This is a genomic window from Streptomyces sp. NPDC026092 (genome assembly GCF_040638605.1).
Lineage (GTDB): Bacteria > Actinomycetota > Actinomycetes > Streptomycetales > Streptomycetaceae > Streptomyces.
This window is the reverse complement of record NZ_JBEZYN010000007.1, coordinates 306,549-320,398: the sequence shown is the minus strand read 5'-3', so window position 1 is coordinate 320,398 and position 13,850 is coordinate 306,549. Positions and strand designations below refer to the sequence as shown.

Sequence of the window (13,850 nt, the reverse complement as noted above, 5' to 3'; positions counted from 1 at the left end):
GGGAGGCCGGATGAGGTGGGCGAGCCGGGTGCGGAGCATCCGGAGGGGTGCCGAGAGCCGCTTTCCCGTTCTCACCGAGCTGACGAGCAGGCTGATGAGCGGGAACCTGCTTGACGCGGGAACCCGGCTCGCGGCCCAGGCGTTCTTGGCAGCGGTGCCGCTGCTGTTCGCCCTGGCGGCCTTCGCACCGCACGGCGTGCGGGACCAGATGCGCGACTCCCTGCGCGCCATGTTCGGCCTGACCGGCGTGTCGGACCAGGAACTGCAGAAGGTCCTGAACGGTTCCGGCACCGAAGGGCTGAAGGAGACCAGCGGGGCCGTGGGCGCGCTCGTGGCCCTCGTCTCGGCCACGAGCTTCAGCCGCGCCATGGCCCGGGTGTGCGAGCGGGCCTGGGGGCTGCCCAGGGCGGGGACCCGGATCGCCGCCTGGCGGTGGACGGTGTGGCTGCTGGCCCTTGTCCTCGTGGTGCTCCTCCAGGCGCCGATCCGCAGCGGCTTCGGGGCCGGCGCGTGGCTGGGCGTGCCGCTGTACTTCCTCGTCAGCACCGGGGTGTGGCTGTGGACCCAGCGCCTCCTGCTGGTCAAGCGCGTCCGCTGGCTACCACTCCTGCCCGGCGCCCTTCTCGCGGCGACGGCCACGACCGTCCTCGGCCTCACGGCCCGCCTCTACATGCCCAACGCGCTCAACCGGGCCCTGAGCGAGTACGGCTCGCTTGGCCTGGTCCTGACAATGCTGTCGTGGCTGATCGTGGTGTGCGCCGCGCTCACCTTCGCGTTCACCATCGGGGCCGTACTCGCGAGGGAACCTCCGCTCAACCGCCACCTGGGAACCGACCGTCCCGCCGACGCCGACCCCGACGCCACTACTGACACTGACATCGACGCCTGAAGCGTTCACCCGTACGGAGCAGTCCGGATCGTGCCCGTCCCGAACGCGGGCGGAGGGTGGGGTGACGCGTCGGCCACCACCCGGCAGGTGCGCGAGGAGCGAGGGAGAGCCCGATCGATGACCGGGAACGAGGACTCCAGGCCGGCCGAGCAGGGGATCGTACAGGGCAACGAGGAGGTTCTGCGGCGGCTCCCCTTCGACGACACGCGCGACTTCGACGACGCGCGCCGCGGCTACATGGGGACGGCGGAGGAGACCCTCGTCCGCGACGACCAGGGGCATACCGTCTGGGATCTGGAGGCGTACGACTTCCTCCAGCGGGAGTGCCCCGACACGGCCAACCCCAGCCTGTGGCGGCAGAGCAGGCTCGCCGCCGAACACGGCCTGTTCGAAGTCGTCGAAGGCATCTACCAGGTCCGCGGGTTCGACCTCTCCAACATGACGGTCGTCGAGGGCGAGCGGGGCGTCCTGGTGATCGACCCCCTCATCTCCGCGGAGACCGCGGCCGCGGCCCTCGCGCTCTACCGCGCCCACCGGGGCGCCCGTCCGGTGATCGGAGTCCTCTACACCCACAGCCACGCCGACCACTTCGGCGGCGTACGCGGCGTGCTGACCGACGAGGAGGTGTCGACCGGCGTCCCGGTCATCGCCCCGATCGGCTTCCTGGAGCACGCGGTCAGCGAGAACGTCTACGCGGGTACGGCGATGGCCCGGCGCGCGGCCTACATGTACGGTGCCGTGCTGCCGACGGGCGAGCGGGGGCAGATCGGCGCGGGCCTCGGACAGGCCACCTCTTCGGGTTCGGTCGGACTGATCGCACCGACCCTGGACATCACCCGCACCGGACAGACGGAGACCGTGGACGGCATCCGCATGGTCTTCCAGCTGACACCCGGCACCGAAGCCCCCGCCGAACTGAACATCCACTTCCCCGACCACGCCGCGCTCTGCATGGCCGAGAACGCCACCCACAACCTGCACAATCTGCTCACCCTGCGCGGAGCGGAGGTACGCGATCCACGCGAGTGGGCGCGGTACCTGACCGAGGCCGTCGCCCTCTTCGGCGCCGACACCGACGTCGCGTTCGCCTCGCACCACTGGCCGGTCTGGGGGCGCGAGCGAGTCGTCGAATACCTCTCCGAGCAGCGCGACGTCTACGCCTACCTGCACGACCAGACCCTGCGCATGCTCAACCAGGGGTACACGCCGCTGGAGATCGCCGAGGAGATGAGGATGCCGCCGGCCCTGGAGCGGGCCTGGCACACCCACGGCTACTACGGCTCGGTCAGCCACAACACCAAGGCCGTCTACCAGCGGTACATGGGCTGGTTCGACGGCAACCCGGCCCACCTCTGGGAGCATCCGCCCGTCGAGAGCGCCACCCGGTACGTGGAGTTCATGGGCGGCGCCGACGAGGTGTTGCGCCGCGCCCGTGAGTCGTACGCGCGGGGCGACTACCGCTGGGTGGTCCAGGTGGTCAACCACGTCGTGTTCGCCGACCCCGGCAACGCAGCCGCCCGCGAACTCCAGGCCGACGCCCTGGAGCAGTTGGGGTACGGCAGCGAGAACGGCACCTGGCGCAACTTCTACCTGACGGGAGCCATGGAGCTGCGGCACGGCTCGGCCGGTACGCCGACGGTCGTGGCCTCTCCCGACGTGCTGCGGGCGCTCACCCTCGACCAGCTCTTCGACTCCCTCGCCATCCGGGTCGACGGCCCGAACTGCTGGGACGCGGACATCTGCGTCCGCTGGAACCTCACGGCGGGCGACCCCGTCACCCTCCGTCTCCGTAACGGCGTCCTCACCCACGGCACCGGCACCGGCCCGGCCGCGCCCGAACCGGACGTCCAGCTGACCCTGGACGAGGAGGCCCTGCGCGCGGTCCTGCTGGGCGTCACCCCCCTGCCCGACCTCGTCGAGCAGGGCAGGGCGACGGCCGAAGGCGACCTGACGAAGGTGGCCGAACTCCTCGGCCACCTCAGCGATCCGGACCCGGACTTCGCGATCGTCACGCCGTGAGCGCACGGCTCCCGCCGGCGTACCGGACCGCGAACCCCGCCACCCGGCGCATGAGTTCCTCGCCGTGCTCGGGTCCGGTGACGGGCGTGCTCTCGCACAGGACGACCCCGGCGAGCTGTTCGGGGCGGTGCAGCGCGTCCCGAGCGTGTGAGGTGGGTCACATGTCGGGGAGTCGGACAGTGACGACGAGGCCGCCGGTGGGGCGCGGGGTGAGATCGAGGGTGCCGTCGTGGGCGCGGACGATGCTGTGCACGATGGCCAGGCCGAGCCCGGCGCCGACGTGCTCGTCGGTACGGGCGGCGTCGCGTGTGCGTTCCGTACCGCGCTGGAAGGGTTCGGTGAGGGTCGGTACGAGGTCCGGGGCGATCGGGTGGCCCGTGTTCTCGACCCGCAGCACGCATGCCTCGCCCCCCGCTTCGGTGTGAACCGTCACGGTCCCCCCGACGAGGACGTTGTGGACGATGGCGTTCTGGACGAGGTTCGTCATCATCCGCAGCAGAAGCTCCGAGGAGCCGCTGGTCCGGGTCGCTCCGCCGGTGACGTCGAGCGTGATCCCGCGCTGTTCGGCGAGAGGAAGCAGGGTTTCGGCCGCTTCCTCCGCGATGAGGGAGAGGTCGACGCTCTTACGGGCGAAGGTCCGCCGGTCGCTGCGGCTCAGCAGTAGGAGGGCCTCGGTCAGGTCGATCGCCCGCGTGTTGACGACCTGGAGGCGTGCGAGGAGTTCCTCCCGGTCCCGCGTCGGGTCCTTGCGGGCGACGTCGAGCAGGGTCCGCGAGATCGCCAGCGGGGTGCGCAGCTCGTGGGAGGCGTTCGCGGCGAACCGCTGCTGCTCGGCGACGTGCGACTCGAGCTGTGCGAGCATCGAGTCGAAGGCGTCGGAGAGTTCACGGAACTCGTCCTGGCGGCCCTCCAGGTGGATCCGATGGGACAGCGACCCGGTCGTCCCGGCCGTCCGTGCCGCGGCCGTGATCCGGGTGAGCGGCGCGAGCATCCGGCCGGCCAGGAACCACCCCCCGACCAGGCTGAACACGAGCAGGAAGAGCATCGAGAGCGCCGCGGCGGGCGCGAAGGTACGCACGAGGAGGTAGCGGTTGGGCGACTTCCCGAGGAGGCCCTGCGGGTTGTCGGGGACGTAGCGCAGGATGAACACCCACACCACGACCAGGAGCAGGGTTCCGGCGACGGCGAGGAACCCGGCGTAGCTGAGGGTGAGCTTCAACCGGGCGCTGAGCCCGCGCCGCCTAGCCATGCGGACGGCCCGGACGGGGATCGGGACCCGGGCCGGGACCGGGGCGGGCGTCGATGCGGTAGCCGACCCCCGGCACCGTGGCGATGATCCACGGCTCGCCGAGCCGCTTGCGCAGCGCCGAGACGGTGATGCGCACGGCGTTGGTGAGGGGGTCGGCGTTCTCGTCCCAGGCCCGTTCGAGGAGCTCCTCGGAGCTGACGACCCCGCCCTCGGCGGCGACGAGGACTTCGAGGACGGCGAACTGTTTACGGGTGAGCGCGACGTACCGCCCGTCGCGGTAGACCTCCCGGCGGAACGGGTCGACCCGCAGCCCGGCGATCTCGCGGACCGGGGGCCGGGCGTACGCGCGTCGCCGGTCGAGCGCCCTCAGCCGCAGCACCAGCTCCCGCAGGTCGAACGGCTTGGTGAGGTAGTCGTCGGCGCCGAGCTCGAACCCGGAGGCCTTGTCGTCGATCCGGTCGGCGGCGGTGAGCATGAGGATCGGGATGCCGCTCCCGGAGGCGACGATGCGCCGGGCGACCTCGTCGCCGGAGGGGCCGGGGATGTCGCGGTCGAGGACCGCGAGGTCGTAGGTGTTGACGCTCAGCAGCTCCAGGGCGGTGTCGCCGTCGCCCGCGATGTCGGCGGCGATCGCCTCCAGGCGCAGACCGTCACGGACGGCTTCGGCCAGGTAGGGCTCGTCCTCCACGATCAGTACGCGCATGACCGAAGCCTAGACACATCACAGGGCACGCCACTCAGCCTGCCGCCGCGGGCACCGGCCGGCGCGGCCGGTCCACCGGCTCCTCGGCCCGCGTCCGCCACCAGCGGCGCGACGCGAGCCCGGCCAGTACGGCGCCGGTGGCGTTGACCAGGACGTCGTCCACGGAGGACACCCGGTCGAGGTCCAGGACGTACTGTGCGGTCTCGACCAGGACCGAGCAGCCTGCCCCGAGCGCCAGGATCCGCGGTACGGAGGCCGGCGCGGCGAACCGCATCGGGGCGAAGAACCCGAGCGCCGCGAAGACCAGCAGGTTGCCGACGATCCCGAGCGTCCCCATCGTGACCAGGTCCCGCAGCGGCACCAGGCTCACCCGCTGGGGAACGACGCCGGCCCCGCCGCCCGGCATCAGGATCATCCACACGAACGGCACCGTCCCGTGCACCATGCCCACCTCGGCCAGCGACCTGCGCCACGCCGATGTGCCGTCGACACCGGCGGTCCGCCGAAGGCGCGCCAGCGCCCACACCACCAGCAGGGACAGCGGCACCGCGACCAGGGTCATGAGCACCACACCGTTGAACGTGTCGTAGCAACCGTGCCACCGCCCGGCCATGCACCGGGGAGCGGACATCATGAGCGGCCCCCGTATGACGAACAGGGCACACCCCAGGCCGAGGACCAACAGGCCGACGATCACGATCCTGAGCGTGCGGCGGGGTGGTGCGGACAGGGAGGCGTCATGGTTCATGCCCCCATGAGAAGCGGACGGCCGTTGCGAGGGCATATGCGGATTTCGATATGCCCGCGATACACGCGACGCCGGCTCGTCGGTCCCACTCGGCCGGCGCGACGGTGCGAAGGGGCCGGTGGTTATGCGCGGGGTCCCTTCGGCAGGTAGTAAGGGCGGTTGTGGGTGGCCACCGGGGGTGATTGGTACGTCCAGGCGCCGGTGGCCGGGATGGTCGTGGGGAGAAGGGTGTGGAGGTCGTCGCCCAGGGTGGCGGCCGGGGTGTGGAGCGTCAGGTGCGTGCGGGTGGAGTGTTCCGGGGACGTCAGGTCGTACCAGCGGTACGGCTGGGAGAGGTTCATGGGGCCGGCGAGCAGGCGGCCTTCGGCGTCCGTGCCGTAGCCGGTGACCGGGGCGGAGTTGGCGGCGACCGAGGCGAGGCCGTCCAGGTCGGCCGTGAGGTCGAGCAGCGGGCTCAGGCCCTTCTCCAGTGCGTCGCCCGGACCGATCGCGGCCGCGTTGCACCGCACCGTCCACGTGTCACCCGCCGGACCGTTGAGGGACGGCAGGCTCACCTCGAACCAGCCCGGGTGCTTGGGCTCGGCGTAGAGCTCGCGACCGGCGCGGATCGCGAACGGGTTGTCGCACACGACGTGCAGGCGGGCGATGCCGAGCAGCTTGGTCTGGTCCCAGCCCTGCGCGTACTGGGCGTAGGTAAGCCGCGGCAGGCGGTGGCCCTCGGCCGTCGGGAAGGCGATGACGTTGACCTCGATCTCCTGGGTCACCCCGCCGCCGAACGCGTACTGCGCGAAGTACAGCTGGTAGTTGAGCGAGACCAGCGCCCGGCCGTCCTCGAACGTCGCCGCGGTCAGGTCCGGGTGCTGCTTGGCGAGCAGCTCGCGGACCGGCTCCGGTTCGACCAGCCAGTCGATGCCTAGCTGGTGCAACGCCCCGTAATGGAAGGGGAGTTGGAAAGGGTCCAGGACGGGAGGCAGGGGGAGGTGGGGCGTCACTGCTGGGCTCCTTCGGTCGGTGAGAGGGAGGTCGGGCGGTCGCGGGCCGTCAGGTCCCGCTCGATCCGCTCGGCGCTGCGCAACGCGAGCGCCGCCATCGTCAGCGTCGGGTTCGAGGTGGCCACCGACGGCATGCTGCCGCAGCCGACTGCGTACAGGCCGGGGTGCTCCCAGCAGTGCTGCCAGGCGTCCACCACCGAGGTGGCGGGGGAGTCGCCCATGATGTGCGTGCCGGCGGCATGACCGGCCCCGCGGTAGCCGTACGTACGGCCACCGTGCTCGAAACGGCCTGGCCAGGCCGCCACCGGCGCGTAGTCCGTGTGGTCCTCGGCGCCGAGGAGCGCGAAGATCTGGTCCGAGACCGCCCGCGCCGCCGCCATGCCCTCCTTCACATGGTCGTCGAGGTCGTACGTGACGAGAGGGCGCGGCAGGCCCAACGCATCGCGCTCGTACGGGTGGAGAGTGACCCGGTTCGCCGGATCGGCGGCCTGCTCCATCTCGAACTGGAACGTGAACTGGCGGCGGAGCCGGTCACCTACCGCCCGCCGCAACTCGGCGCCCAACAAGCCCTGTTCGGTGAGGAAGTGGTGGACGTCCGTGTCCACCGGGCCCTTCGCCCACACCCAGCCCCACGTCCCGAACTCCACGCGGAACGGCGCCCGCAGCTGCCGGGCCGGGCCGGTGCGGAAGCCCTCGAAGCCCGAGACGGAGCCCGGACCCCGGTACGGTCCGGTGTCCTCGGGCAGCAGGCCCCAGGTCAGCAGGACCGGATGGTCCATCAGATTGCGGCCGACCTGGCCGCTGCCCTCGGCCAGTTCGGAGAGGAGCAGCAGCCGGGCGTTCTCCACGGCGTGCGCGGCGAGCACGACGACATCGGCGTACGCGACGGACACCTCCCCGTCGTACGCGCGGTACTCCACCCCCGTCGCCCGCCCCCGCCCGTCCACGAGGACGCGGCTCACCACGGACCGGTCCCGGAGCGTGACGGTCCTGCTCCAGCGACCCTGGGTCTTGAGCGGGGTGTACTTCGCGTACGAGGGGCAGTGCGGGATGCAGCTCGCGTTGCCCACGCACCGGCTGCCCGGATCCGGCCGCCCGTCCCGCCCGCGCGGCACGTAACCGCGACCGCCGTCGTAGCGGGGGTCCGGGACGCCGTTGCGCGCGTGCGGGGTGCCGACCACCCGCAGCTCCACCTCCCGCAGCGCGACCGGGTCCTTGACGCGCCGCCCGTCGAGGCGGCCGGCCAGGAGGCGGTCCAGACGCGCGGCCGGCAAGGGGCGCATGGGGAAGACGTAGTCGTCGGGGAACGGCAGGCCGAGCTGTTCGCGCTGCTCGTCGGCGTCGGCGGCCACCCCCAACTCCTCCTCGGCCGCCCGGTAGTGGGGTTCGAGCTCCTCGTACGAGAGCGGCCACCGCCGCCCGTAGCCGAAGGCCTCCGTGTCGAAGTCCTCCGGGAGCATGCGCGGCGCGAGGCCCGTCCAGACGTTGCCCGTACCGCCGTTGGCGCGGACGTAACCACTCGCGTAGGGGAGCGGGCCGTCCTGCAGCAGGTGGCCGGATGCGCGGAAGCCGGGTACGTCGTCGGTGCCGACGAGGTCCGTCACCTCAGGCGAGGGGGCAGCCGGATTCGATCGGGCCGGGGGCGCGTCGCCCGAGGTGCCCGCCTCCAGTACCAGGACCCGGCGGCCTTGCCTGCCGAGCCGATCCGCGACGAGCGAGCCCGCGACCCCGGCGCCGACGACGATCACGTCGTACCGGATCGAGCTCACCGGACGCTCCCCTTGACGGCGTCGCCCGCGTCGGCCCAACTTCCGTACCCGAACGGTTCGGTGGCCGGTGCGTAGAGGTCGGCCGCCTTCCACACCAGGCCCTCGGCCTGGGCGCGCGGGGACACCACGATCGGTGGCGTGCCCGGCCAACTGCCCGTGTACCAGAGGTACGTCACCGCCCGGGCCGCCTCCTGCAGCTCATGGTCCAGGGCCTCGTCCGGGTTCCGCAGCTCGCGCAGCAGGCGCTCGTACCGTTGCGCGCCGAGCTGCTCCGCCGCCACCGACCGATACACCTCGGTCAACTCGGTGGCCTCCAGGGCCACTTCGTCGAATCCGGTCAGCCGTACCGACAGGGCGGTGAAGCGCTGTGTCTCGTCTCTGTTGGGCACGTGATCATCGGTGCCCCGCCGCCCGCCGGCCCATGCGGTGCGCCCCCGCAACGGCTCGATTGCGACGCCGGGCTCTCCCTCGTACGAATGGCGGCGTACGGCCTGCCGTTCGACGGGCGTTCACATGACAACCCGCCCGCCCCGTGCCTCAGCGTCGGCGGCGGAAGCGCCGGCGCCAGCTGATGCCGCCCGGCAGCCGCACGGACGCGCTGTGCCCGCCGCCGCTGTGCCGGGTGACGTGAGCCCGGCGCGGGCCGAAGCTCAGCGACCAGCCGTGCGTGCCGATGTTCAGGCGGAGCAGTTTCGGGATGATCGTGATCTGCTTGTGGTAGTAGATCGACATGTCGGCCTCCTCGACTCCATGCTGCGTCAAGGTGGCGGCGGGGCCGTCACTGCCACGCCACGGTCGTGTCACCGCTCAGCGTCCGGCCGTGGGGTGCGGGCAGTCCGGCAGCGACGGCCGGTCCCTGGTGCGCACGGCCGGGAGCCAGGCCGCCGGGGGCAGGGCGCCGGACGGGAGACGGACGCGGTACCAGTCGGTGGACCGCACGTCCTCCTCGTCGATGATGAGCTCGCCGCCGGTGAACCGGCAGTCGGCGACCAGGGCGTCGCCGTGCCACACCCGGGTCTCCACGACGTTGTCCGCGGTGTACGGCCGCGCCGGGTCGATCGCCAGGCCCAGGCTGCACTGCCGGTCCCGGTCGGCCCGCTCCCGGCAGCCGCGCTCCGCGTTGAACACCCGTACCGTGCCGGCCGTCGCGCCCGCGCGGCCCGTCGGCGCGGGGGAGCCCGCCCGTACCGCGTCCGAAGCCAGGGTCGCGCCGGCGATCCCGCACAGCGCGGTGGCGAGGACGGCGGCGCGGGCCCGGTGCCGTAACCGCCCCGTACCCGTGCCCGGCCGCGCCCCGGCCGGCCCCTGCTCCGCCCTGATCCGGGCCAGCAGGCTCTCCGCGGTGTGCGGGGCGCGGGACTCGTGGTTCGGGGCGAGGCAGTCGGCGGCCAGGGCGCGCCAGAACGGCGGGATCTCGTGGTCCATGCGGAGCGGGGCGCGCCCCTGGCCGTACGCCTGGACCGACGCGCCCCGCGCCATGGGGGTGGCGCCCGGGAACGGTGAGCCGCCCGACGCGAACACCTCGTGGACGACGATGCCCAGGGCCCAGATGTCGGCGGTCGGCCTGACCCGTACGCCGAGTTCGCCGAGGGGCGCCCGCCAGCGCTCGGGCGGGAGGTAGTCGAGGGTGCCCATGGGCGGCGCGTACCCGTGGGTGCCCGTCAGCTCGGTGGCGAGGCCGAAGTCCGAGAGCTTCACGGAGCCGTCCTCGGCGAGCAGGACGTTCTCCGGCTTGAGGTCGGCGTGGACCCAGCCCGAGCGGTGCAGGTGGGCGAGCCCCTCGCAGATCCCCGCGATCAGCCGACCGCGCTCGGCCTCGGGCACCCCCGCGTCCAGGAGCTCCCGCAGACTGCCGGCGGCCCGCTCCATGACCAGCACGATCGCGCCCTCAAGGGAGGGGTGCTCGGGGGCGCTCAGGGTGAACGACTCCAGGAGCCCGATCAGCCGGGGATGCCCGGCCCTGCCCCCGAGCTCGACCTCGCGGCGGGCGGACTCCACGATCCTGCGCGTCTGCAGCGGCGCGAGCCCGGCGGTCGGCATGATCTTGAGCGCGACGTCGGCGCGACCGCCGGAGGACCTGCCCGCGACGCCGGTGGGGCCGCCGGAAGACCTGCCCGCGACGTCGGCGGGGCCGTCAGACGAGCCGCCCGCGATGCCGCTGGCGCCGCCGGAAGACCCGTCCGCCCGCCGTGCCGCGTAGACCGTGGACCAGCCTCCCGCGCCGATGAGCTCGGTCACCACCCAGTCGCCCACCTGGAAGCCCGGAGGGAGCTGGTCCGTGCGGTCGCACTCCGTGGTGTCTCCCGGGCCGTGCGGCCGTGTCATCGCGCGGCCTGCCGCTCCCGCCCGCCGGCCGCCGTCAGGGGCGGCAGCAGCGCGAGGTGCTCCTCCCGTACGAGCCCGAAGCGCAGCGCGAGCCCGACGATCTCCTCCCGCTTGCCGTTGCGGCGGTCGCCCTTGCCGGGTTCGTGGGCGTCCTGGCCGCCGATGCGCAGCTTCTCCTCGGCGAGGTAGTCGATGTGCGAGCTGACCGCCCGCGCGGTCAGCGTGGAGCACGTGGCGTGCCCCTTGAGCCGCTCGACGATCTGGGGCGTCGTGGGGACCGCCACCCGGGACTGGTCGCGAAGCCGCGGTTCGCAGAGCGCGACGAGGACCAGGAAGTAGGTGGCCGTCTCGTCGAGGGAGTACGCGGTGACCGTGCTGTTCCCCCAGGGCAGCCCCATGGCCTCGGGGTCGAGGTAGATGTGGTCGGGGGCGAAGACCTGGAAGGAGACCGTGACGTCACCGCGGGTGGGCAGCACCACGCGGGCGAACTCGAAGGGGATCGGCGCCCCGACTCGGCGCGGCGGAACCCGCAGGTATTCGCCCGCCCCCTCAGGGTTCTCCACGAGATAGCTGTGGGTGGTGCTGTGGTTCGTCAGCTGCCAGTGGTCGTCGGTCACGCGGATCTCACCGGCCAGCCGGGAGATCGCCGGGTCGGCGAGGCACAGCTCGACGGGGACCCTCGGGGAGCCCCGCCCGAAGCGGGCGACCTCGCCCGGCCCGAGCCGTAACGTCACCGCTGCACCGCGCGGTTCGGCGCCGTCGGCGCCACCGCTTCCCTGCGGCAGATGGACGACTACGCCACTCACCGCTCCCCCGTTCCCCCGCGTCGCTTGTCGGACGAGCGGAACGATACTCATCTCTCAGGGGAGTTCACCGGCGCACTTCGGCCACATCGCCGAAACCCGATCTGCCCTGGCGGGCGGCCCTCCGGCGCGAATCGGGGTGGCCCGGCGGGCGAACTCCCGCCGAGGCGTGGGGATACGGGCGGCCGTCACGAGCGGTCGACCTGCGCAAGCCTCCTTCCGCGCCGCGCGAACGCGACCCCGCCCGCTCCGTTCACTTGGCGCGATCCGCACGCTCCTCAGAGCGCGGGGCTGCCCGACACGAGGGGCGCGACCGTGCGCTCGCCGAAAGCCGCCCAGGGCCGCCAGCCGCCGCTCGGCCGCTCCTGGACACGGGTCCGTACCCCGCCCGCGACGGTGACGGCGAAGACGTGCTGCCGCCCGGTCGAGTCGAGCGCGGACGTCGGCGTCGCCGCGAGCCGGAGACCGGGCTCCCCGAACTCCCCGCCGGGGGCCCAGTCCCCGCCCGGGGCGACCTGCCAGCGGTGGCTGAGCCGGGCGCCGCCCGGCGACAACGAGAACGCCTCGAGGCGGCCGTCGGCGTTGGCGGCGAACGCCGGGGCGGCCGCGCTCCAGCCGAACAGCGGCAGCCACTCGGCCCAGCCGCCGCTCGCCACGGCCTGCCGCCGGGCGAAGGTGCCCACGCCCGACGGCCCGATCGCGGCGACCGTGAGCCGACCGCTGCCGTCCCTGGCGACCCGGGGCGCGGCGCCCGCGGCGGTGCCGTACGGATGCCATGCCGGGGTCCAGGGGCCGCCCGGAGTCTCCTGCCAACGGTGGCGGATGCCCGCGCCGCCGGGGGAGAGGACGAACACCTCCAGCCTGCCGTCGGCGTTCGCCGCGACGACCGGGGGCGCGCCCGCCGCCCCGCCGAAGCCGACCTCCCACCCGTCCCAGACCAGTGCCCCCGCCGACCGCTGCCGCCGCCGTGCGACGGAGCCGCCCCCGGGGCTCAGCGCGAAGACCTCGAGCCGGCCGTCGGCGTCGCGGGCGACAGACGGTGCGGCGCCGGCCGGGCCGCCGAACTCCTCCCACGCGTGCCAGCCGCCGTCCGGCCGCTGCACCCGGTGGTGCAGATTCACTCCGCCCGGGGCGAGCGAGAACACCTCCAGCCTGCCGTCGGTGGTGCGGCCGAGGGTGGGCACCGCACCGGCGGGCCCGCCGAACGGCTCCCACTCCGACCAGCTGTCGGTGGACGGGTCGATCTGGACGCGCCGCAGCATCGAGCGGTCGGCGGCGTCGAGCGCGAACACCGTGAGCCGGCCGAGCGCGTCGAGACCGGCCACCGGGTTGTCGGCGCTCTGCCACGGCGGCGGCGCGTCCCGCCAGTGCAGGGGCGCCACGTACAGCCCGTGCCGGAACCAGCCTGCGGCGCTGGCATGCCAGGTGTCCCCGTCGCGGACCACCTCGACGGCATGACCGGCCACATGGCCCGCGTACCCGGCGAGTTCGAAGCGGAAGGGGTCTCGCGACGCCAGGACGTCGGTCCCTTCGTAGCCGCCCCTCGGGCCGATGAACAGGTAGTACCAGCCGTCCCGTTCGACGACGCACGGCGACTCGGTGACGGAGACGGTCGCGTCCGTGCTCGCGTCCGTGAACGCGACGCCCGGCTCGCTCCAGTTCACCAGGTCGGCGGAGCGCCGGTACGCCACGACATGGTGGCCGCCCGGGGCCGACAGTTCGGTGTAGTACATGACCCACTCGCCGCCGATCCGCAGCACCATCGGGTCGCGCGCCGCGAGCCCCCGGAAGAGCGGGCCCGACGGCTCGCGGGTCCAGGTGAACAGGTCGGTCGAGGTGGCGAGGTTGATCGCGGCCCCGGTCGCGCCGCCCGCGGCGTAGAACATCCAGTACCGGCCGCCGGCTTCGACGACGTGCGGGGCCCACAGGTGTTCCTCGCCGTAGTAGGACGGGTCGAGGGTGAGCGCGTCGCGGTGGGTGGTCCACGGCCCGTCCGGGGTCGGCGCGGAGGCGTGCGCGAAGGTGATCTCCTCGGCGCTGTCCGGGGATTCGCCCCGCGGGGCGCTGTCCCCGACGATGCCGAACAGGTGCCAGCGGCCCTGGGCCTTCACCAGGGTGTGATCGTTGAGATAGCGCGAGCCGGTGGAGGTGGACGGGTCGTAGACGTACGTGAAGGGTCCCGCGCCCACCCAGAGCGGGGGCGGGACGTCCGCGGAGGACGCGGCGGCGGGAACGGCCGTCATCGCTATGAGCGGGAGCGCGCCCGCTCCGGCCGCGCCGCGCAACAGGCTCCGTCTGCTGATCGGAAGCATGGGTCCTCCGGACGTACCGCGCGGCCGGCCGTGTCGCAGGG

Annotated in this window: 12 protein-coding genes; 2 read left to right on the top strand and 10 right to left on the bottom strand. The window is 73.1% G+C overall.

The genetic code is table 11. The features are described from left to right. Window positions 1-94 precede the first annotated feature (94 nt). Window positions 95-889, top strand: coding sequence for a YhjD/YihY/BrkB family envelope integrity protein (locus AB0F56_RS14595; protein WP_362008520.1), 795 nt, complete (start codon window positions 95-97; stop codon window positions 887-889). A gap of 117 nt (window positions 890-1,006) precedes the next feature. Next, window positions 1,007-2,908 carry an alkyl sulfatase dimerization domain-containing protein gene (locus tag AB0F56_RS14590; RefSeq protein ID WP_362008517.1) on the top strand — a complete coding sequence of 634 codons (1,902 nt, stop codon included), beginning with the start codon at window positions 1,007-1,009 and terminating at the stop codon, window positions 2,906-2,908. A 157-nt stretch (window positions 2,909-3,065) separates the two neighbouring features. Here AB0F56_RS14590 and AB0F56_RS14585 read toward each other — a convergent pair whose 3' ends face one another. From AB0F56_RS14585 to AB0F56_RS14540, 10 genes are all read right to left on the bottom strand, one after another. Next, window positions 3,066-4,157 (bottom strand): HAMP domain-containing sensor histidine kinase, encoded by a 1,092-nt coding sequence (locus AB0F56_RS14585; protein WP_362008515.1) that lies wholly within the window; start codon window positions 4,155-4,157, stop codon window positions 3,066-3,068. Further along, complete coding sequence (locus AB0F56_RS14580; protein WP_362008512.1) at window positions 4,150-4,860, bottom strand: response regulator transcription factor; 711 nt, start codon at window positions 4,858-4,860, stop codon at window positions 4,150-4,152. The genes AB0F56_RS14585 and AB0F56_RS14580 overlap by 8 nt, the downstream gene beginning before the upstream one ends. Window positions 4,861-4,894: 34 nt before the next feature. After that, window positions 4,895-5,608 carry a VanZ family protein gene (locus AB0F56_RS14575; protein ID WP_362008509.1) on the bottom strand — a complete coding sequence of 238 codons (714 nt, stop codon included), beginning with the start codon at window positions 5,606-5,608 and terminating at the stop codon, window positions 4,895-4,897. Between the two features lie 122 nt (window positions 5,609-5,730). After that, window positions 5,731-6,600: a hypothetical protein gene (locus tag AB0F56_RS14570; protein WP_362008506.1), complete on the bottom strand. Its 870-nt coding sequence runs from the start codon at window positions 6,598-6,600 to the stop codon at window positions 5,731-5,733. Next, window positions 6,597-8,369, bottom strand: a complete 1,773-nt coding sequence (locus tag AB0F56_RS14565) for a GMC family oxidoreductase (protein ID WP_362008503.1) — start codon at window positions 8,367-8,369, stop codon at window positions 6,597-6,599. The genes AB0F56_RS14570 and AB0F56_RS14565 overlap by 4 nt, the downstream gene beginning before the upstream one ends. After that, entirely contained in the window at window positions 8,366-8,758 is a 393-nt protein-coding gene (locus tag AB0F56_RS14560) for a hypothetical protein (protein ID WP_362008501.1), read from the bottom strand. Before AB0F56_RS14560 ends, AB0F56_RS14565 begins: the two co-directional genes overlap by 4 nt. A 148-nt stretch (window positions 8,759-8,906) precedes the next feature. Then, the gene (locus tag AB0F56_RS14555; RefSeq protein ID WP_362008498.1) at window positions 8,907-9,101 is read right to left on the bottom strand and encodes a DUF4236 domain-containing protein; all 195 of its coding nucleotides are present in this window, start codon (window positions 9,099-9,101) and stop codon (window positions 8,907-8,909) included. A 75-nt stretch (window positions 9,102-9,176) separates the two neighbouring features. Next, window positions 9,177-10,694: a serine/threonine-protein kinase gene (locus AB0F56_RS14550; protein ID WP_362008496.1), complete on the bottom strand. Its 1,518-nt coding sequence runs from the start codon at window positions 10,692-10,694 to the stop codon at window positions 9,177-9,179. Continuing rightward, window positions 10,691-11,500 (bottom strand): serine/threonine protein kinase, encoded by an 810-nt coding sequence (locus AB0F56_RS14545; RefSeq protein ID WP_362008495.1) that lies wholly within the window; start codon window positions 11,498-11,500, stop codon window positions 10,691-10,693. Before AB0F56_RS14545 ends, AB0F56_RS14550 begins: the two co-directional genes overlap by 4 nt. A 275-nt stretch (window positions 11,501-11,775) precedes the next feature. Then, on the bottom strand, window positions 11,776-13,809 hold the full coding sequence (locus tag AB0F56_RS14540; protein WP_362008492.1) for a family 43 glycosylhydrolase: 2,034 nt from the start codon (window positions 13,807-13,809) through the stop codon (window positions 11,776-11,778). Between the last annotated feature and the right edge of the window lie 41 nt (window positions 13,810-13,850).

Bases quoted from the DNA above. Each gene is read 5' to 3' on its own strand.
- AB0F56_RS14550 (WP_362008496.1), bottom strand. From the start codon at position 10,694: ATGACACGGCCGCACGGCCCGGGAGACACCACGGAGTGCGACCGCACG.
- AB0F56_RS14595 (WP_362008520.1), top strand. From the start codon at position 95: ATGAGCGGGAACCTGCTTGACGCGGGAACCCGGCTCGCGGCCCAGGCG.
- AB0F56_RS14585 (WP_362008515.1), bottom strand. From the start codon at position 4,157: ATGGCTAGGCGGCGCGGGCTCAGCGCCCGGTTGAAGCTCACCCTCAGC.
- AB0F56_RS14580 (WP_362008512.1), bottom strand. From the start codon at position 4,860: ATGCGCGTACTGATCGTGGAGGACGAGCCCTACCTGGCCGAAGCCGTC.
- AB0F56_RS14555 (WP_362008498.1), bottom strand. From the start codon at position 9,101: ATGTCGATCTACTACCACAAGCAGATCACGATCATCCCGAAACTGCTC.
- AB0F56_RS14590 (WP_362008517.1), top strand. From the start codon at position 1,007: ATGACCGGGAACGAGGACTCCAGGCCGGCCGAGCAGGGGATCGTACAG.
- AB0F56_RS14575 (WP_362008509.1), bottom strand. From the start codon at position 5,608: ATGAACCATGACGCCTCCCTGTCCGCACCACCCCGCCGCACGCTCAGG.
- AB0F56_RS14540 (WP_362008492.1), bottom strand. From the start codon at position 13,809: ATGCTTCCGATCAGCAGACGGAGCCTGTTGCGCGGCGCGGCCGGAGCG.